The organism is Curtobacterium sp. MCBA15_013 (assembly GCF_001865095.1).
Taxonomy (GTDB): domain Bacteria; phylum Actinomycetota; class Actinomycetes; order Actinomycetales; family Microbacteriaceae; genus Curtobacterium.
The window spans coordinates 70038-88526 of the sequence record NZ_MJGQ01000004.1; the positions used below are offsets into that span (position 1 = coordinate 70038).

The 18489-nt window shown below is 72.0% G+C and carries 16 protein-coding genes; 6 read left to right on the forward strand and 10 right to left on the reverse strand.

All coding sequences use genetic code 11. The features are described from left to right. Positions 1-196: 196 nt before the first annotated feature. The 3 genes from BIV01_RS19215 to BIV01_RS02440 all read right to left on the reverse strand — a co-directional run bounded on the left by BIV01_RS19215 (position 197) and on the right by BIV01_RS02440 (position 4179). Entirely contained in the window at positions 197-1030 is an 834-nt protein-coding gene (locus BIV01_RS19215) for a hypothetical protein (protein ID WP_071301832.1), read from the reverse strand. A 167-nt stretch (positions 1031-1197) separates the two neighbouring features. After that, positions 1198-3096, reverse strand: coding sequence for a hypothetical protein (locus BIV01_RS02435; protein WP_071301833.1), 1899 nt, complete (start codon positions 3094-3096; stop codon positions 1198-1200). Positions 3097-3276: 180 nt separating this feature from the next. Next, positions 3277-4179: a LysR family transcriptional regulator gene (locus BIV01_RS02440; RefSeq protein WP_071301834.1), complete on the reverse strand. Its 903-nt coding sequence runs from the start codon at positions 4177-4179 to the stop codon at positions 3277-3279. An 81-nt stretch (positions 4180-4260) separates the two neighbouring features. Here BIV01_RS02440 and BIV01_RS02445 point away from each other — a divergent pair, with 81 nt between their 5' ends. Both BIV01_RS02445 and BIV01_RS02450 read left to right on the forward strand, forming a co-directional pair. Next, a complete protein-coding gene (locus BIV01_RS02445) occupies positions 4261-7722 on the forward strand; it encodes a proline dehydrogenase family protein (protein ID WP_071301835.1) in 3462 nt (1153 codons plus the stop codon). 217 nt (positions 7723-7939) lie between these two features. Beyond that, positions 7940-8380, forward strand: coding sequence for a VOC family protein (locus BIV01_RS02450; RefSeq protein WP_071301836.1), 441 nt, complete (start codon positions 7940-7942; stop codon positions 8378-8380). Positions 8381-8479: 99 nt separating this feature from the next. Here the strand turns inward: BIV01_RS02450 and BIV01_RS02455 are convergent, their stop codons facing one another. Next, on the reverse strand, positions 8480-8923 hold the full coding sequence (locus BIV01_RS02455) for an acyl-CoA thioesterase (protein ID WP_071301837.1): 444 nt from the start codon (positions 8921-8923) through the stop codon (positions 8480-8482). Next, positions 8920-9495: a QsdR family transcriptional regulator gene (locus BIV01_RS02460; RefSeq protein ID WP_071301838.1), complete on the reverse strand. Its 576-nt coding sequence runs from the start codon at positions 9493-9495 to the stop codon at positions 8920-8922. Before BIV01_RS02460 ends, BIV01_RS02455 begins: the two co-directional genes overlap by 4 nt. A 46-nt stretch (positions 9496-9541) precedes the next feature. On the opposite strand from BIV01_RS02460, the gene BIV01_RS02465 reads away from it, so the two are divergent. Then, the gene (locus BIV01_RS02465) at positions 9542-10735 is read left to right on the forward strand and encodes an acyl-CoA dehydrogenase family protein (protein ID WP_071301839.1); all 1194 of its coding nucleotides are present in this window, start codon (positions 9542-9544) and stop codon (positions 10733-10735) included. 225 nt (positions 10736-10960) lie between these two features. Here the strand turns inward: BIV01_RS02465 and BIV01_RS02470 are convergent, their stop codons facing one another. The 3 genes from BIV01_RS02470 to BIV01_RS02480 form a co-directional block, all read right to left on the reverse strand. Further along, positions 10961-13072 carry a S9 family peptidase gene (locus BIV01_RS02470; RefSeq protein ID WP_071301840.1) on the reverse strand — a complete coding sequence of 704 codons (2112 nt, stop codon included), beginning with the start codon at positions 13070-13072 and terminating at the stop codon, positions 10961-10963. Positions 13073-13132: 60 nt separating this feature from the next. Beyond that, a complete protein-coding gene (locus BIV01_RS02475) occupies positions 13133-14005 on the reverse strand; it encodes a patatin-like phospholipase family protein (RefSeq protein WP_071301841.1) in 873 nt (290 codons plus the stop codon). Positions 14006-14157: 152 nt separating this feature from the next. Beyond that, a complete protein-coding gene (locus BIV01_RS02480; RefSeq protein WP_071301842.1) occupies positions 14158-14907 on the reverse strand; it encodes a trypsin-like serine protease in 750 nt (249 codons plus the stop codon). 113 nt (positions 14908-15020) lie between these two features. Between BIV01_RS02480 and BIV01_RS02485 the strand changes: the two genes are divergently transcribed. Further along, positions 15021-15848, forward strand: a complete 828-nt coding sequence (locus tag BIV01_RS02485) for a GAF domain-containing protein (protein WP_071301843.1) — start codon at positions 15021-15023, stop codon at positions 15846-15848. Between the two features lie 41 nt (positions 15849-15889). Then, positions 15890-16075 (forward strand): hypothetical protein, encoded by a 186-nt coding sequence (locus tag BIV01_RS02490; protein ID WP_022907754.1) that lies wholly within the window; start codon positions 15890-15892, stop codon positions 16073-16075. A 66-nt stretch (positions 16076-16141) separates the two neighbouring features. Here BIV01_RS02490 and BIV01_RS02495 read toward each other — a convergent pair whose 3' ends face one another. Both BIV01_RS02495 and BIV01_RS02500 read right to left on the reverse strand, forming a co-directional pair. Next, positions 16142-17170, reverse strand: coding sequence for an NADPH:quinone reductase (locus tag BIV01_RS02495; RefSeq protein WP_071301844.1), 1029 nt, complete (start codon positions 17168-17170; stop codon positions 16142-16144). 44 nt (positions 17171-17214) lie between these two features. After that, the gene (locus BIV01_RS02500; protein WP_070418612.1) at positions 17215-17583 is read right to left on the reverse strand and encodes a winged helix-turn-helix transcriptional regulator; all 369 of its coding nucleotides are present in this window, start codon (positions 17581-17583) and stop codon (positions 17215-17217) included. A gap of 93 nt (positions 17584-17676) precedes the next feature. Here BIV01_RS02500 and BIV01_RS02505 point away from each other — a divergent pair, with 93 nt between their 5' ends. Then, complete coding sequence (locus BIV01_RS02505; protein WP_071301845.1) at positions 17677-18324, forward strand: NAD(P)-dependent oxidoreductase; 648 nt, start codon at positions 17677-17679, stop codon at positions 18322-18324. The last annotated feature ends 165 nt before the right edge of the window (positions 18325-18489 follow it).

Here is an 18489-nt window from a genome sequence, read left to right on the forward strand (position 1 = left end):
TCCCCCAGGTGTTCAGGTCCGGTCGGGTGCCGGATCGTAAGAATCTGCCGAGAATCCTCGGCCTGATCGGATCGTAGGGGTACGCGCGCGTGATCGGGAGCACCGAGCACGAAATGTGACCTGGGTTGGGGGTGTGTGCGGGAAACCGCGGGTGGCGTGCTGCTCAGCGCGCCACCCGCGGCTCCCCGTGGTCGACTCAGTGCGCGGCGTGCGCCACCGAGACCGTGAACGACGTGTGCGCGTGCTCCTGGGTCACGGTGAGGCGGTGCGACCACGCACCGCTGATCGTGATCGTGTCCTGGGCGCCGGTCCGGGTGACGTGGTCCGACGTGACGTTGCTCGTGACCGTGGACACGTCGCCGCCCTCGTCGGGAGCCTTGATGACGTTGCCCTCGGCGTCGACCGCGACCCCGGTGACGATGAGCTGCTCGAGCCGGACCGCCGGGACGGTCTTGACGACCGTCGCCTTGCTCGTGGGGGTCAGCCGTTGGCGGACGACACCGTTCGGCGCGATGTACCAGATCGGCGCGGTCGTGTTCGGCTGCGAGACGTACGTCCGCACGCCGACTGCCGCCCCCGGGCGCACGGTGAGCTGCACGTACGCGTGGGCCTCGACGCCGTTGCGGAGGGCGACGACCTGGAAGTCCCAGATACCGCTCTCGACCCCCGTGCCGGACAGGACGCCGGTGTTCGTGTTCACCGAGAAGTGGTCGGACGCGCGCGGCGAGTCCGGCGTCAGCCCGGCCGGCTCGTCCATCGCGTAGGCGACCGACCCCGCCTTCGCGTTGGTGGTGAAGGTGTACGCGAACGCCTTCCCCGCGGTCGCGGTCAGCGCGATCGGGTGGGCGGCGGACGAGCTCTGCGTGAAGGCGAGCGGCGCGGGCGTCGCCGCGGCGTGCTGGCTCGTGACCGCAGTGCTGGCGGATGCGGCGTCGACGCCGAGGACGGCGGTCGAACCGGCTGCGGCGACGGCGACCGCGACGGCGGTGACGAGGGCCGCGCGACGGCGCGACGAAGTGGTGGTGTTCATGAGATCCCCTGGTCGTTCTGTGCAGGGCGGCGATCCGCTCCTGTCAGCGACGACGGTACGACCGCAGGCGTCCCCGGGGCATTCCGGTTCACTCAGGCGGACCGACGATGACGGGAGGCGCGGTGCCAGCTGGCACCGCGCCTCCCGGTCCGCCGGACGGTCGCGTCTCAGGCGCGACGGCGACGCAGCCGGTGGACCAGCAGACCGCCGCCGGCGGCGAGCAGTCCGAGCGCCCAGGCGAGGGGACCCGAGGTCTCCGCGCCGGTGTAGGCGAGACGGCCGGAGCCCGTGTTCGTGGTGGCTCCCGCCGTCGCCGCGGTCGGGGTCACGTCGAACCGGATGTCCTGCGTGCGGTCCTGGTACGCGACGGTCACGACGTGCGGCGAGGCGTGCTCGAACGTGACCCAGGTCGCGGCGGTGCTCGGGTCGTAGGCGATCCGGTCACTCGCGACGTCGCTCGTGATGGTCAGGTCGTCGTGGTCGGCGACCGCGTTCCCGTAGGCGTCCACCGGCACCGCGAGCACGAGCATGCGCTGCCCCTGCCGTGCGGGGACCGCGTCGACGACCTCCGAGCCGCCGTCCGGGGTGATGTGCGTGATCGTGTCGCCGTCGACCGACCAGGTCTCCGACTCCGGGTCCCGGTCGGACGGCAGGACCGCGACGACGAGCTTCGCGAAGGCCGCGGGCGAGACGGTGACCTCGACGTTCGCGACGGCCTCCTGCCCGCCGCTCGTCGCGACGACCTGGAAGCGGAACGACGTCGCCGCCGTGCCGGTCCCGGTGAGCACGCCCGTGGTCGGGTCGATGGCGAGGTCGAGCCCGTTCCGGGCGTACGTGTCGTCGAAGGGCTCGCCCTGGACCCCGCGGAGCTCGTAGCGGAGGTCCGACGGGTCGGTCGCTCCCGACACGTCGAACGTCCGCGTGAACTGCTCGCCCGCGGTCGGGGCGATGGCGATCGGGGCGTCGGCGGACGACGGGTCGACGAACGCGAACGGCTCGTCGGTGACCACGACCGTGAAGGACGTGGACACGCCGCCCTCGGAGACGGTCACCGTGCGGGTGCCCGCCTCGGTGAAGGTCACGAGGTTCGCACCCGCCGGGTCCCACACCGCACGGTCGGACGCCACGGTGCTCGTGACGGTCGACCGGGGGTAGTCGTCGTCCTGGTCGCTCCCGGTCACGCGGTTGCCGTAGGCGTCGACCGCGAGACCAGCCAGGGAGAGGGTCGTCCCGGTCGCGACGGGGACGTCGGAGACGATGCGGACTCGTCCCTTGCCGACCGCTTCCTCCCAGATCGTGCCGTCCGGCTCGACCTGCCACAGGCCGGAGGACTGCTGCGCGGAGACCGAGAAGGTGACGCCGACCGGGGCACCGGGCTTCACCGTGAGCTCGACGTACTCGACGGCGGTCTCGGAGCCGCTCGTGGCGATGACCTGGAACGTGTAGGTCCGCAGGGCGTACCGAGGCGACCCGGACAGCGTGCCGGTGGTCCCGTCGAACGAGAAGTCGCTGTTGAAGTCGCCCTGGCCGATCACCGGGCTGCCGTTCGCGCCGCGCACCTTGTACGTCACGGTGCCCGACCCGCCCGTCGCGGTGAACGTCCGGGACACGGTGTCGCCCACCGTCGCGGTGAGGACCAGCGGGGCGTCGGCGCTCGTGCCCTCGGGGAAGGCGAGGGCCGCGGCGGCGGACTGCTCCGGAGCCTCCTCGGCCGGCGCGCTCGCCGCGGGTGCGATGGCGGGAGCGGACGGCTCCGGTGCTGCTGTCGGGTCCGTGGTCGGGTCGGACGTCGGGGCCGGCTCGGGCGACTCGGCGGGGTCGTCGGTGACCACGGGGGGAGTCGTCCCCGTGTCGTCAGCGGTGGCCGACGTCGGGTCGCTCGCCGCGCCTCCCGAGCCGTCGGACGTGCCGGCCGTGACGGTGGTGGCGGGCGTGAGCGGTGTCGGAGCCTCGTCGGCCATCGCGCTCGTCGCGCCGATGCCGAACGCCGAGGAGGCGGTGACGATGGCGACGGCTGCGCCGATGGCGGCGCCGCGTCGGACACTGGCGGTGCAGGACTGCTTCATGGGATCCCCCTGGATGCTGTGCGGGGCACCGGGAGGTGCCCTCATCCTGGAGGTGTCGCGGCGCCGACGATCCTGACGACCCGGTACGTCTCGGTCCGGTAACGACGACGGAGCGACCGGTCGGTCGCGCTCGGGTCGGCCGCGCTCGGGTCGGTCGCGCTCGGGTCAGTCGCGCTCGGGTCAGTCGCCGACGGCCGCGGCAGCGCGCTCGAGGGCCGAGCGGAGGGCGCGGACCGCCGGCGACGAGGACCCGGCCGCGCGGACCACCGTGAAGATCGTCCGCCGCGGGTGCTCCGGCAGCTCCACCAACCGGCACGTCGTCGTCCGCCCCGTCCACATGAGGTCCGGCATGAGGCTCGCGGCGTTGCCGGACTCGACCAGCCGGATCTGCGTCTGCAGGTCGGCGGTCTCGTACCGCACGTCGGGCTCGAAGCCCCAGCGACGGCAGACCTGCTCGGCGAAGTGCCGCGACGCGGTCCCTCGAGGCTCCATCACCCACGGCAGCGCCGCGGCGTCCTCGATCGACGACACCGGCGCGAGGGCCGTCTCGACCGGGGGCAACGCCAGCCGGACGGCGTCGGTCGTGAGGTCCTCGCGTTGCAGTCCGGGAAGCCGCGGTGCCGCGTGCGCCGGGTACTGCTCGGCGATGACCATGTCGAAGTCCCGGATCCACGTCTCGTGCAGTGCGGTCTCCGGCTCGCGCTGCACCATCTCGATGCGGACGTCCGGGTGCTCGGTCGCCATCGCGTGCAGCGCGTTCGGCATCAGGGCGAGCGCCGCGGACTGGAACACCGCCACCCGGATCCGACCCTGCACGGTCGGCATGGTCTCCTCGACCTCGGACTGCGCCCGCTCGAGGACGTCGAGCACGTGCCCCGCAGCCTGGACGAGCACCTCGGCCTGCGGGGTGAGCTGGAGCCGCCGTCCGGCCTTGCGGAGCAGGGGTACGCCGGCCTCCCGTTCCAGGGCGGAGAGCTGCTGCGAGACGGCCGACGGCGTGAAGTTCACGGCCTCGGCCACGGCGGCGATCGTGCCACGGATCGAGAGCTCCCGGAGGAGGACCAGGCGGCGGACGTCGAGCATGCCGACACTTTAGTGTCGCTGATGGGTATCCGTCACGAAACATTGCTTCCGCTTCAGCATGGCGGGCTCCACACTGATGCCATGACGACCCTGCACGAGCACCCCGCCACCGACCACGACGCCCTCGCGGACCAGTCCGTCGCGCTCGTGCGACAGTGGCTCGCCGAAGCCGAGACCTACCCGGTCGACGGCTCGGCGAAGCAGCTCGCCGGAGTGCTCGCCGACCCCGCCGGCCTCGACTTCGCCGTCGGGTTCGTCGACGGCGTCGTCCGCCCCGAGGACCTCGGCGTCGCCGCACGCAAGCTCCGTGCCATCGCGCCCGGTGCGCCCGGCTTCCTGCCCGCAGCGCTCCGCGGGCTCGTCCGACTCGGCGGTGGGATGGCACCGGCGCTGCCCGGCATCGTCGTCCCGATCGCCCGCCGCGTGCTCCGCGACATGGTCGGCCACCTCATCGTCGACGCGACCGACGCCAAGCTCGGGCCGGCCATCGCGAAGATCAAGCGCGACGGCGTCCGGCTCAACGTCAACCTGCTCGGCGAGGCCGTCCTCGGCGAGGGCGAAGCAGCCCGCCGACTCGAGGGCACGCACAAGCTCCTCGCCCGCGACGACGTCGACTACGTGTCGATCAAGGTCTCCTCCACCGTGCACCCGCACTCCCCGTGGGCGTTCGACCACGCGGTCGAGGACATCATCGAGAAGCTCCGCCCGCTGTTCCGCCGTGCCGCATCGGCGTCCCCGGCGAAGTTCATCAACCTCGACATGGAGGAGTACAAGGACCTCGACCTCACCATCGCGGTCTTCACGAAGCTCCTCGACGAGCCGGAGTTCCTCGGCCTCGAAGCCGGCATCGTGCTCCAGGCGTACCTGCCCGACGCGCTCGCCGCGATGGAGCACCTGCAGGAGTGGTCCGCCGCCCGCCGTGCCCGCGGTGGCGCCAGCATCAAGGTCCGCCTCGTCAAGGGCGCCAACCTGCCGATGGAGCAGGTCGAGGCGTCGGTGCACGGCTGGCCGCTCGCCACCTGGCACACCAAGCAGGACTCCGACACCAACTACAAGCGCGTGCTCGACTGGGCGCTGACGCCGTCGCGCATCGAGAACGTCCGCGTCGGGGTCGCCGGCCACAACCTCTTCGACGTCGCGCACGCCTGGCTGCTCGCCGGGGAGCGCGGCGTCCGGGACGGCATCGAGTTCGAGATGCTGCTCGGCATGGCGCAGGGGCAGGCTTCAGCGGTCAAGAACACCGTCGGATCGCTCCTGCTCTACACGCCCGTCGTGCACCCGCAGGAGTTCGACGTCGCGATCGCGTACCTGATCCGCCGCCTCGAGGAAGGCGCGTCGCAGGAGAACTTCATGTCCGCGGTGTTCTCCCTGGTGTCCTCGCCCGCCCTGTTCGCCCGCGAAGAGGAGCGCTTCCGCACGTCGCTCGCCCCCCTCGCACTGCCCGGTGGGCTCGATGCCCCCGCATCGCACCGCGTCGCCGACCGCTACGCCGCCGTCGGTCGCCCCGGCCCGGGGCACTTCGAGAACACGCCGGACAGCGACCCGTCGGTCGCCGCGGTGCGATCGTGGGGTGCGGCCATCACGGACCGGGTCGCCTCGTCGACGCTCGGCGTCCGTGCCGTCCAGGAGGCGCGGGTCGACTCCGCCACGGCGCTCGACACCGCGCTCGGTCGCGTCCGGGACGCCGGTGCCGTCTGGGGGACCTGGTCCGGTGCCGCGCGTGGCGCGGTGCTCCACGCCGTCGGCGACGCCCTCGAGGCGAACCGGGCGGCCCTCGTCGAGGTGATGGCGTCGGAGACTGGCAAGACCATCGACCAGGCCGACCCCGAGGTGTCCGAGGCGATCGACTTCGCGCACTTCTACGGTTCGCTCGCGTCCGAGCTCGACGAGGTCGACGGTGCGTCCTTCACCCCGGCCGCCCTCACGCTCGTCGCGCCGCCGTGGAACTTCCCGGTCGCGATCCCCGCCGGGTCCACCCTCGCCGCGCTCGCCGCCGGGTCCGCCGTCGTGCTGAAGCCCGCGCCGCCCGCCGAGCGCTCCGGTGCCGTCCTCGCGTCGATCATCGAGACCGCGCTCGACGCCATGGGCGCCCCGGCCGACGTGCTCGCGTTCCTGCAGGTGTCGGAGAACGACCTCGGGCAGCAGCTCGTCGCGTCGCCGCTCGTCGACCGGGTGATCCTCACCGGGGCGTACGAGACCGCTTCGCTGTTCCGGTCCTTCCGGCCGGACCTGCCGCTGCTCGCCGAGACCTCGGGCAAGAACGCGATCATCGTCACCCCGTCCGCCGACCTCGACCTGGCCGTGAAGGACGTCGTCGCCTCGGCCTTCGGGCACGCGGGGCAGAAGTGCTCGGCCGCGTCCCTCGTCGTGCTCGTCGGCTCGGTCGCCACCTCGCGACGCTTCCGCTCGCAGCTCATCGACGCGGTGTCGTCGCTGACCGTCGGCTACCCGACCGACCCCACCACGCAGATGGGGCCGGTCATCGAGCCCGCCGCAGGCAAGCTCCTGGACGGCCTGACGACGCTCGGCGCGGGGGAGTCGTGGGCGGTGCAGCCCGCGAAGCTCGACGACTCCGGCACGCTCTGGAGCCCCGGCGTCCGTGACGGTGTCCGCCGCGGGTCGGCGTTCCACCGCACGGAGTACTTCGGGCCGATCCTCGGCATCATGACCGCGCGCACGCTGGACGAGGCGATCGACATCGTGAACGAGGTCGACTACGGCCTGACCTCGGGCCTGCACTCCCTCGACCGCGCCGAGATCGGCACCTGGCTCGGGCGCATCGAGGCGGGCAACCTCTACGTCAACCGTGGCATCACGGGCGCGATCGTCCGCCGCCAGCCGTTCGGCGGGTGGAAGAAGTCGGCCGTCGGTGCCGGGACGAAGGCCGGTGGGCTGAACTACCTGCTCGGACTCGGGTCCTGGGCGCCTGCTCCGGCCGCGTCCGGTTCGTCTCCCTCGTCCGCGGTCGCCGCGTTCGTCCGTGCCGCCGGGGTGGCGTCGCCGTCGCTCGACCGGGCCGTGGCGTCCGACGAGCAGGCGTGGGCGTCGCTCTTCGGCACGGCGACCGACGTGTCCGCGCTGACGGCGGAGCGGAACATCGCGCGGTACCTGCCGTACCCGGCGGTGCGGGTGCGCCTGGCATCGTCGTCGTCGGCCGACGGGGTCGCTGATCTCGTCCGTGTGATCGCAGCGGCCGTCCGAGCCGGCGCCACGATCGACGTCTCGACCGTGTCGACCCTGCCGGCCGGTGTCGCATCGGCCGTCCGGGCGCTGCCGAACGTCCGGTCGCTGACGCAGTCGCACTCCGACGCGGCGTTCGCCTCGGCGGTGGCGAGTGGTCCGTCCGGGCGCGTGCGGCTCATCGGTGGCGACACGTCGGCGCTGTACACGGCGATCGGTGGGCGGCCGGACGTGGCCGTGTACGGGGAGCCGGTGACCGAGGCCGGGCGCCTCGAGGTCCTGCCGTTCGTGCGGGAGCAGGCGGTGTCGATCACGGCGCACCGCTTCGGCACGCCGAACCACTTGACGGACGACCTGATCTAGCGCGGCGGCCGCCGCGCTCGGTGGTCGTGCGGGCGATCTCGCTTCGAACCACGGAACCGACATCGAACCAGGGCACCGGCCTGGTACGATGTCGGATTCGTGGTTCGACGCGGCGCGCTGTCCGGTCGCCGCACCGTCGGGGCGTCCGGTCAGGTGGGGCGCGTTGCGTCGGGGTGGTGCCGGACCCTGCCGGCCCCTTCCCTGAGGAGCACTCCCCGTGACCGAACCGTTCGCCCGACCCACCGCACTCGCCCACGTCCGTGTGACCGTGACCGACATCCACCGCAGCAAGGCCTTCTACCAGCGGCTGCTCGGGACCGACCCCGCGATCGACTTCAGCGACCAGGTCGACGAGCCGGGCGTCCGCGAGGACCGGGAGCGCTTCTACGGCGGCAGCGTCTTCCGTCTGGGCGACCAGGTGTTCGGGCTCCGTCCAGTCGCGCCGGCGGGGCAGCGGTTCGACTCGGAGACGGTCGGCCTCGACCACGTGAGCTTCGTCGTCGGGTCGGTGGACGAACTCCACGAGGCGGCTGCGCGACTCGACGCGGCGGGGGTGGAGCACGGCGAGGTGACCGACCTCGGTGACGCGGGCATGGTCATCCTGTCGGTGCAGGACCCCGACGACATCAACCTCGAGCTGGCGGCGCTGAAGGGCTGACGCGAGCTATCCGGCCTTGGTTCGGGCAGTCGTGGCAGAACCAAACTGCAAGCGAACCGCGGTTCTGCCCGGTTCGAATGGTCATTGGTTCTGTGCGCGTCAGTCGGAGTGGACTGCCGCGGGCGTCGCCATCGTGGCGGTGACCAGCTCGCGCAGGTCGTCCGGGAGGGGGATCGGCCGACGAGCGCCCTCGCGGTCGATGATGACGTGCGCGAACTCCCCGGTCGCGAGCAGCGCGCCGTCGGACTGCCGGAACAGGCCGAACTCCCACGACAGGCTCGTGTTCCCGAGGTGCTTCGACCGCATCCCGACCTCGATGACGTCGGGCCACACCGCCGACTCGACGAACCGGCAGCTCGACGACACGAGCACGGCGATCCACTCGGACGCGAACGGGTCGAGGCCGGCTTCCTCGCGGAACCAGTACGTCGCCGCGTTGTCCATCGCGCTGTAGTAGATCGTGTTGTTCACGTGCCCGAACATGTCGTTGTCGTTCCACCGGGTGGGGTAGAGCCGGACGAAGGGGTAGTCGGCGATGGTCATCGGGCTCCTGTCGTGGTCGGTCGGAGGACGTACTCGAACGTGGCTCGTGCGCGTTCGGGGTCGGGCGTCTGGCCGGAGATGAGGTCGGCGTACGTGAAGGACTCGGAGATCCGGACGAGCAGTCGGGCGAGCTCCTCGGCGGAGAGTGGCGTCGGGTCGAACGCGCCGGCGACGCGTTGCTCCTCGACGAGGGCGGTGACCCGGCCGACGAAGCGGCTCTGCACATCGCTCTCGGTGGTGGTCAGCAGACGGAGTGCCCGTGCGGGCTCGCGGGTGAGGAAGGACCGGAAGTAGGGCGCGTCGATCAGGTCCGCCGTGAACCGGTCGAGCACGTCGACGATGCGCGGGGCTCCGGCGGGAGCAGCCGCGGCGGCAGCCGCGTCGAACGTCGGCACGGCGAGGGACCAGAGGATCTCGGACAGCAACCGGTCACGGTTGCCCACCCACCGGAACAGCGACGTGCGGTCCACGCCGAGCGAGGTGGCGAGCGCGCCCATGTCGATGCGTGAGCCGGCGATGAAGGTGTGTCGCGCCTCCCGGAACGCGCGCAGCGCAGAATCCGATGTGTACACGCGCTCCTCCCTTGCAACGTTTCGCAGAATGATGCACGATCAGTGTATGTCACTGACGACGGCCATCCCCGCGCTCCTCGAGTCCGACTTCTACCGGTTCCAGGAGGGGTTGACCGACCAGGAGCGCGAGTCACTCGGACGGCTGCGCACGTACCTCGAGTCCGACGTGCGCCCGATCGCAGACGAGTACTGGGCGCGCGCCGAGTTCCCGATGCAGGTGATCAAGCCGCTGTCCGAGCTCGGCATGTACGGGCCGGCCATCCCGCTCGTCCGGCAGTTCGAGAACTCGGCCGTGTACCGCGGGTGGGCGGCGCTCGAGCTCGGGCGTGTGGACGCCAGCGTCGCGACGTTCATCGGCGTGCAGTCCGGCCTGGCGATGAACTCGATCGCGGTGGCGGGCAGTGACGAGCAGCAGCAGGAGTGGTTGCCGCGGATGGCCTCGGGCGAGCTCGTCGGGGCGTTCGGGCTGACCGAGCCGCTGTCCGGCAGCGACTCCGCTCGGGGGCTCCGCACGACGGCCCGGCGCGAGGGCGACACGTGGGTGCTCGACGGCGAGAAGCGCTGGATCGGCAACGCGACCTTCGCGGACGTCGTCGTGATCTGGGCGAAGGACGTCGCCGACGGTCAGGTGAAGGGCTTCCTCGTCACGACGGACACCCCGGGGTTCACGGCGACGAAGATCGAGGACAAGATCGCACTCCGCGGGGTGCAGAACGCCGACATCGTCATGACCGACGTCCGGGTGCCGGAGTCGCGCCGGCTGCAGCACGCCGACTCGTTCCGCGCGACCGCCGAAGTGCTCCGCCTGACCCGCACCGAGGTGGCGTGGCAGGCGATCGGCATCGCGGTCGGCGCCTACGAGGCCGCGCTCGACTACGCCCGCTCCCGCGTGCAGTTCGGCAAGCCGATCGCAGCGCACCAGATGGTGCAGGACCTGCTCGTGAAGTCCCTCGCGAACATCACCGCGTCGATCGCACTGTGCACGCAGGCGTCGGCGATGCAGGACGCCGGCACCGGGGCAGACGAGCACTCGGCGATGGCGAAGGCGTTCGCGACGGCGAAGATGCGCGAGACCGTGGGGTGGTGCCGCGAGGTGCAGGGCGGCAACGGGATCGTGCTCGAGAAGGGTGTCGCGCGGTTCTTCGCGGACGCCGAGGCGATCTACTCGTACGAGGGGACGCGCGAGGTGAACACGCTCATCGTGGGGCGGGCGATCACGGGGCAGGCTGCGTTCGTCTGAGGGCGGGCGGGGCTGGGCTGGGCTGGGTGTTCGCGACGTTCCGCGTGTCGATCGACGCGCGGAACGTCGCAGACCGTGCGGTCACGGGCGGGCCACGGGTGATGGGTGCGGTGATCGACATTCCACGCGTCGATCGACTCGTGCCGTGTCGCGGATCGCGTGTGACACGCCGCGCGCCGGTGCCGCGCGCGCCGGCGCCCCGCGCGCCCGCGCGGAGCCCGCCCGCTACCCGAGCAACTCCGGCCGCCGCCACTCGCCCCCGAGCACGTGCTGCTCGAGGAACGCGAACACCGTCTCGTACCAGACCACCGAGTGCTGCGGCTTGAGCACCCAGTGGTTCTCGTCCGGGAAGTACAGGAACCGGTGCGGCATCGTCCCGTCGTCCGCAGCGTGGTGCTCCGCCAACTCCGACCAGAGACGCAACCCCTCGCCGATCGGCACCCGGTAGTCCTTGTCGCCGTGGATCACGAGCATCGGTGACGTGATGTCCGCGACGAACCGGTGAGGGTCGTTCTCGTGCAGACCGGTCTCGTCGAAGATCGACTGCCAGTACTGCGACATGTCCGTCGTGCCGTTGAACTGGTCGAGTGCCCAGAGGCTGGCGTGCGTGACGATCGCCCGGAACCGGTCGGTGTGCCCGGCGACCCAGTTCGCCATGTAGCCGCCGAAGGACCCGCCCATCGCGGCCGTCCGGGTCTCGTCGACGTCGTCACGGGCGACGACCGCGTCGGTGATGGCCATGAGGTCGGTGAACGGAGCCTGCCCCCACGCGTTCCAGCCGCGGTTGATGAAGTCGAGTCCGTACCCGGTCGACAGTGCGGGGTCCGGCAGCAGCACGGCGTACCCGCGGGCCGCCGCGAGCTGCGGGTTCCACCGCCAGGACCACTGGTTCCACGAGTTGAGCGGACCACCGTGGATCCAGAGCAGCAGCGGGTACGGGGCGGTGCCGGCATCGTCGTTCGGCAGGAGGAGCCAGCCGCGGACGCGGGAGCCGTCGGCCGCGGTCGTCTCGACCTCTTCGAGGTGGCCGGGCACCTCGGGCAGCGGCGCCGGTGTCGCCAGGGTCGTCACGGTGCCGTCGGCCTCGATCCGGACGGGGTGCAGCGGCGCGGCCCAGGAGGCACGGAGCGCCACCACGGTCCCGCTCGCCGCCGCCACGCGCAGGCTCGAGTACGCCCAGTCGTCGTGGGTGAGCTGTTCGACGGCGCCGCCGTCGAGCGGGAGCCGGAACACCGGTGCGCGACCGTCGTGGTCCGCCGTCGCCAGGAGCGCACCGTCGTCGTGCGCGAACACGAGCTCGTTCGGCCAGCGGTCCCACTCGACCGCGATCCGCCTCGCGTCGGACAGCGCGGACCCGTCGAACCGGGCGACCCAGATCTCCTGCTCGGTCGCACCGCGGGGTGTGAACCGCTCGGTCCGGACCCACGCCAGCGTCCGGCCGTCGTGGCTGATCGTCGGCATCTCGTGGTCGACATCGGGGTCGTCGAGCAGCACGGTGCGCGTGCCCGTCGCGACGTCGAACGCGACGATCGTCGAACGGGACTCGCGGGCTTCCTGCACGCCGACCGTGGCGACGACGACCGAGCCGTCCGGCGTGAGGACCCCGTCAACGTGTTCGAGCGAGCGCCCCGGGGCGGGCGTCAGGTCGGTCAGTGTGGGGAGGTGCGCCGGGTAGGACGGCCCGGCCTCGTCATCGGAGGCATCGGCGGCGGTCGCAGACGGTGTGGCCGCCTTCTCCTGCAGCGTCCCGAGGTCGAGCGTCAGCACGTGCGTCTCGTCGGGGCCGAGGTCGTGGTCCCAGAACCGGACCGGGTACGTCTCGTGCAGGATCGCCTGCACCTTCCGGTCCTTCCGGCGTCCGCGCAGCTCGGCGTCGGCGGCGACCACGCCGGTCCGGTCCGTGCCGGCACCCGGCAGCAGCCCGGCCGTGACCGCGACCGTGTCCGTGTGCGATGCGGTGCCGAGGACGCCACCGACCCCGCCCGCGAGCTTCGTGACCGGTCGTGCCTCACCACCGGCGGCGGGGAGGACCCAGAGCTGTGCGGCGTCGCTGTCCTTGTCGCCGTCGCCGTCGGGGCGGCCGGAGACGAACAGCAGGTCACCGGTGCGCGTGAACGAGACGCCGCCTTCGCCCTTGGCCGAGCGCGTCAAGCGCACCGGAGCGGCCGCAGCGTCCGAGGTTCCGGGGACCGCCCAGACCGACCGCCGGTAGCCCGTGCCGTCGGCGTCGAGCACGCTGACGGTCAGCGCGACCCGGGAGCCGTCCGGACTCACCGCGATCCCGTCCACGCGGGGGAGGGCTGTGTACTGGTCGAGGTCCGAGAACGGCGTCGTCATGCACCCACGCTAGCGGCGCTCCCGGAACCCGACACGGTCACTCGGCGGTCTGTGGAGAACTCACGCCCAGAACGCGGCGATGCCCTCGGCCACGGCAGCGCCCTGCGTCCGTCCGGCATCGGCGGCGGGTGCCTGAGTCGACAGCGAGAGCGAGTTCGTGCCGAAGGCCTGCTGCGAGGTGCTGTCCGCGACGACGACCTCGACCGAGCTACCGGCCGCCCGGAGCCCCTCGACCGCGACGTCGAGCCACGGCCCGAGCGGCGACGGCCCCTCGGGACCGCACGCGATCACGAGGACGCGTTCGTACCCGGCGGCGACGTCCGCGTTCGTGGCGGAGCGCATGCCCCCGTCGACGTAGGGGCGGCCCTCGATCCCGACCGGTGACCAGACGAGCGGCACCGAGCAGCTCGCGGCGACGGCGCGGGGGAGCGGCACGGCGTCGGCCGCGGTGAGCACGCGGAAGGTGCCGTCGGTCGCGTCGATCGCGGTGAGGGCGAGCGGCTTCGCCGGCCACTCCGTCGACGGGAGGGTCTCGGCGAAGGTGGCCGTGCGCTCGTCGTCGGTCTGCCCGTCGGTGGTGCGCTGGGCGAGGAGGCCCAGTCGGGCACGGGCGTCCTGGTCGGACGACGCTCCGTCGAGCACGGCGCCGATGCGCTGCTGGAAGTCCTCGCCGTCGATCGGGACGGGCTCCTCGTAGGTCGTCGGGACGGCTGCGTGCTGCTGGTCGTACGCCTGCTGCACCGCGCCGTAGCGGACGAAGGTGCCGACGACGCTGCCGGCGCTGGACCCGACGACGAGGTCCGCGGCGTCGAGGTCCACCCCGGCGTCCTGCAGGGCGGACAGCACCCCGAGTTCCCAGGCGATGCCGGCGACGCCACCACCGCCGAGGACGAGTGCTCTGGTTCCGGGCGCAGGCGTGGAGACGTCGGTCATGCGTCTTGCTTACCAGGTGCAGACGACGCGCAGGGGCGCGCAACGCGACCTGTGGAGAGCGACCGAGCGCGGCACCGGTCGTGCGCACGGGAGGACGGGAGGCGCGGTGCGGGCCCGCACCGCGCCTCCCGACCCGTGGTGGGTGCGCTGGGTCAGACGCCCGCGGTCGAGCGGATCCAGCTGGCGGACTGGGTGAGGACGGCGTAGTTCGAACCGGCGTGGGTGTTCGCGCCGGGGTCGGCGACGTCGCCGGTCGAGCAGACGCCGACGACCTTGCCGTTCACGACGAGCGCGCCGCCGGAGTCGCCGTGGTTCGAGGCGCCGGTCACGCCGGTGACGTGCTGCGCGCGTCCGCCGTACGCGTCCGTCGAGCTCCCCGTGAGGTTGACGGTCGCCTGGTAGAGCCCGGTCGTCGGCACGCTGTTCGCACGGTTGCCGTAGCCGAGGATCGTGCCGGTGCCGGAGCTCTTCGTGGTGTACCCGAGGTCGAGCTGGGCGTACGAGGAGAGGGCCTTCGGCGTGCTGAGGTGCACGAGCGCGATGTCCCCGGACGGCGCGGAGTAGAGCCGGTCCGCCGCGGTCGCCGCGCCCCGGTTCGTCGTGCTGTTCGAGTGATAGACGTTCATCGCCGTGGTGCCGTCGACGCAGTGCTCGGCGGTGAGCACCCACGAGGCGTTGAGCTGTTCGCCGGTGCACCCGTACGTGCCGGTGCCGCCCTGCTGGAAGACGAGCTGCACCTCCCACGGGGTGCTCGGTGCCTGCTCGCCGCCGATGACCTGCGGTGAGACGGTGGCGGCGCTCGCTGCGGTCGCGCCGAGGCCACCGCCGAGCAGGGTCATGGCCGCGGCTGCTGCGGCGGCTCCGGCGAGGGCGAGGCCTCTGAGGTTCGTTCGCTGCTTCATGGCCCGATCGTGCTCGCCCCCTGTTCGGGGGTCAAGTCCGCGTTGCAGGGGACAACAACGTCACCCTGTGGACAACTCCGTCAGCGTCGGTGGGGTGTCCTAGCGTCGTCGACATGACAGGGGACCAGGCCACGACGGGTCGTGGGCGACGCCGGGCCGGAGCGGTCGTCTGGCCGATCGTGGTCGCGACGGCGCCGACCGCTGCCTTCCAGCTGCCGAACCTCGTCGTGGCTCCGGGGGTGAAGGTCTCGCTCGTCGTGTTCGGGCTGGTCGTGCTGGCGGCCGCGGTGGTCGTGCAGGTCGTGCGCGCTCGACGGGCCGAGGCGTCGGTCACGGCTGCGGCGGCGGTGGCGCGGTCGACCGAGCTCGAGCAGGGGACGGCCGTCCGGTACGCGTTCGGGCAGCTCGCCACGCGGCTCGCCCGGTTCGCCGAGCTGCGCCGCCGGGACCGCCGGCAGGAGTTGCCGGCGTTCGCGGACCGGGTCGCCGTGGCCCTCGCGTTCTACCTGCTCCCCGGTGTGCCCGACGTCCGTGCGAACGTCTACCAGCTGTCGGAGGACCTGCGGGGCCTCGAGCCCATCGGGCACGGGGGTGCGGAGGACACCGCCGGCGTGTTCCGGGCGGGGACCCCGTACGGCGACCGCAACCTCGACTGGGTGCTGGTCGGCGGCGGCCCGCGGGTGGTCGGCGACCGTGCCACCGACGTCGACGCCGACGAGGACCTGCCGGGGTTCGAACCGCGCTACCGCTCGTACGTCTCGGTCGTGATCCGGTCGGAGGAGTACTCGTTCGGCATGCTCACCGTGGACTCGCCGGCGCCGGACGCGTTCACCGACCTCGACGCCAAGTACGTCGCGCTGATGGCCTCGTTCATGGCCATCGCGTTCTCGCTCGCGACCCCGTTCCCGGACCGCGACCGCAACCGCAGGAAAGGCCCGTGATGCGCACACGATTTGTCGGACGCTCGACGTACCATCCCCACATGACCATCGTGACCCCCGAACCGAAGCCCTTCGGTCGGTCCCGGGTGTACACCCCGAACTGGACCGACGACACGACCGACGCCGACTACGAAGACCTCGAGGTCATCGCCGCCAACATCGAGCGGGAGCGGGTCGCTGCCCGCCGCCGTTTCGAGGCACGCCTCGCCGCTGCGCTCGCCCGCTGAACCAGCCCCGCGGCGCCGACGACCGGAGCGCTGCGTCCACCCGACCCGGGCGGACGCAGCGCTTCGTCACTCCGCGCTGACGTCGATCAGCACCTTGCCGACGGTGTCCTGCTCGACGGCGTCGTGCGCTGCCGCGGTGTCCTCCAGGGCGAACCGCACGAGCGGTAGGCCCGCGTCCTCGCCGACGGGGAGCACACCGTCGCGCAGTGCCGCGGTGACGTCCTCGGCCGCTGCCGCGAGGGCCTCGTCGCCGATCGTGTACAGCAGCAGGAACTGGTAGCGGGCGTTGACGCTCATGTTCGGGCGGATCGGCAGGGTGGCCTCGTCGCCGCCGTTGTTCGCGTAGATCGACACGACGCCGTGGTTCGCCAGGACCTCGGCGACGAGCCCGGCGTTCTGCGGGATCGAGACCTCGACGACGATGTCCACACCGTCGGGGGCGATCTCGCGGATCCGCGCGGCGGCGTCCTCGTCGCGGTAGTTCACCGTGTGGTGCGCCCCGGCGGCGGTGGCGAGCGACGCCTTCGCGTCCGAGCTGATGGTGGTGACCACGGTGGCGCCGGCCCAGCGTGCGAGCTGGATCGCCGCGTGTCCGACGGCTCCCGCACCGCCGGCGACGAGCACCGTCTTGCCGTCGAGGGCTTCCGGAGCGAGCCGGTCCGGACCGTGCTCGTGCGTCGTGAGGGCACGGTGCGCGGTCATCGCCGGCACCCCGAGCGAGGCGCCGACGTCGAAGCTCGTGCCCTCCGGCAGCGGGACGGCACGGGCGGCGGGCACGACGGTGTACTCCTGGGCGGTGCCGGTCGGGCGACTCGCAGCCGCCATGTACAGCCAGACGTGGTCACCGACGGACAGTCCGTCGACACCCTCGCCGACCGCGTCCACGACTCCGGCGCCGTCCTGGTTCGGCGTGATCTCGGGGAACGGCAGGCCGTCGCCGTAGGTGCCGCCGGCACGGGCCTTCCAGTCGGTGGGGTTGACGCCCGAGACGACGACACGGACACGGACCTCGCCGGGACCGGGATCCGGGAGCGGACGCTCCTCGAGGGTCAGGACGGACGAGTCACCGGGCTTCGAGTAGACGACTGATCGCATGTCCCCAGGCAACCACCGCGGTCGCGCGGGGATTCCGGGAGCGCTCAGCGAGGCCGGGTGTCGTACTGCTCGCGGGAGACCGCGACGTCGTCCATGTGCGAGGTCGCCCAGTCCTCGAGCGGCTTCAGCACCTCGCGCAGGGACCGGCCGCGATCGGTCAGCTCGTACTCGACGTGCGGCGGGATCTCGGGGAAGACCGTGCGGGTGACGAGTCCGTCGCGCTCGAGCGCCCGGAGCGTCTGCGTGAGCATCTTCTGCGAGACGCCCTGCACGCGGGTGGCGATCGCCGAGTAGCGTGCCGGACCGTCGGCGAGGGTGCCGATCGTCAGGACGCTCCACCGGTCGCCGATGCGGTCGAGCAGCTGTCGCGAGGGACACTCGGCGGCGTAGGGGCTGTACTCGAGTGCTGACACGACGACCTCCGTTACGCACCGTGAGGTGCCTACTTACTCAAAGAGAGTAACGCTTGTACGGTGAGTGTCAACGTTCCACGAAAGGACTGCTCCATGACCAGCATCGTCGTCTTTGGTGGCACCGGCTACGCCGGCTCCGCCATCACCCGCGAGGCCCTCTCCCGCGGCATCGCCGTCACCGCCGTCGCCCGCGACACCTCGAAGCTCGAGCCGGCCGAGGGGCTCACCCTCGCGCAGGGTGACGCCTTCGACCAGGACTTCGTCGCCGAGGTCACGAAGGGTGCGGACGTCATCGTCGTCGCGCTCCACGCGGTGCAGGCGGACGGCAGCGAGCTGAAGGACGCGTTCCAGCCGTTCGTCGACGCAGCCGCTGCTGCCGGTGCGCGCCTCGGCATCGTCGGCGGAGCCGGTTCGCTGCTCGTCGCCGAGGGCGGCCCAGCGCTGTACGACACGGCCGAGTTCCCCGATGCGTTCAAGGGCGAGGCGAAGAGCCACGGTCAGGTCCTCGAGGCCCTCCGCGCGTCGGACACCGAGGTCGACTGGTTCTACGTGAGCCCGGCGGCTGCATTCGGCGGCTACAACCCCGGCGAGCGTCGTGGCACCTACCGCACGACTGACGACGTCCTGCTCACCGACGCCGACGGCAACTCGGACATCTCCGGCGAGGACTTCGCGATCGCCTTCGTCGACGAGATCGCTTCGCCGGCGCACCACCAGGCGCGCTTCGGGGTCGCCTACTAGGCGGTTCGGTTCGCCTCCGCACAACGGAAGTCACCCGGAACTGCGCCATCGCGCGGTTCCGGGTGACGTTGCTTGTGCGGCGCGGCGCGGCTCGGCGCGGCGCGGGGCGGTGTGCGTGCGGGCGCGCAGCGCGCGCTCGGTGCGGAACCACGAAACCGACGTGGA

What these genes read in the sequence shown, in the direction of transcription:
- BIV01_RS02435 (WP_071301833.1), bottom strand. Translation starts at nt 3,096, where the DNA reads ATGAAGCAGTCCTGCACCGCCAGTGTCCGACGCGGCGCCGCCATCGGC.
- BIV01_RS02490 (WP_022907754.1), top strand. Translation starts at nt 15,890, where the DNA reads ATGACCATCGTGACCCCCGAACCGAAGCCCTTCGGTCGGTCCCGGGTG.
- BIV01_RS02465 (WP_071301839.1), top strand. Translation starts at nt 9,542, where the DNA reads ATGTCACTGACGACGGCCATCCCCGCGCTCCTCGAGTCCGACTTCTAC.
- BIV01_RS02480 (WP_071301842.1), bottom strand. Translation starts at nt 14,907, where the DNA reads ATGAAGCAGCGAACGAACCTCAGAGGCCTCGCCCTCGCCGGAGCCGCC.
- BIV01_RS02445 (WP_071301835.1), top strand. Translation starts at nt 4,261, where the DNA reads ATGACGACCCTGCACGAGCACCCCGCCACCGACCACGACGCCCTCGCG.
- BIV01_RS02455 (WP_071301837.1), bottom strand. Translation starts at nt 8,923, where the DNA reads ATGACCATCGCCGACTACCCCTTCGTCCGGCTCTACCCCACCCGGTGG.
- BIV01_RS19215 (WP_071301832.1), bottom strand. Translation starts at nt 1,030, where the DNA reads ATGAACACCACCACTTCGTCGCGCCGTCGCGCGGCCCTCGTCACCGCC.
- BIV01_RS02495 (WP_071301844.1), bottom strand. Translation starts at nt 17,170, where the DNA reads ATGCGATCAGTCGTCTACTCGAAGCCCGGTGACTCGTCCGTCCTGACC.
- BIV01_RS02485 (WP_071301843.1), top strand. Translation starts at nt 15,021, where the DNA reads ATGACAGGGGACCAGGCCACGACGGGTCGTGGGCGACGCCGGGCCGGA.
- BIV01_RS02505 (WP_071301845.1), top strand. Translation starts at nt 17,677, where the DNA reads ATGACCAGCATCGTCGTCTTTGGTGGCACCGGCTACGCCGGCTCCGCC.
- BIV01_RS02470 (WP_071301840.1), bottom strand. Translation starts at nt 13,072, where the DNA reads ATGACGACGCCGTTCTCGGACCTCGACCAGTACACAGCCCTCCCCCGC.
- BIV01_RS02475 (WP_071301841.1), bottom strand. Translation starts at nt 14,005, where the DNA reads ATGACCGACGTCTCCACGCCTGCGCCCGGAACCAGAGCACTCGTCCTC.
- BIV01_RS02440 (WP_071301834.1), bottom strand. Translation starts at nt 4,179, where the DNA reads ATGCTCGACGTCCGCCGCCTGGTCCTCCTCCGGGAGCTCTCGATCCGT.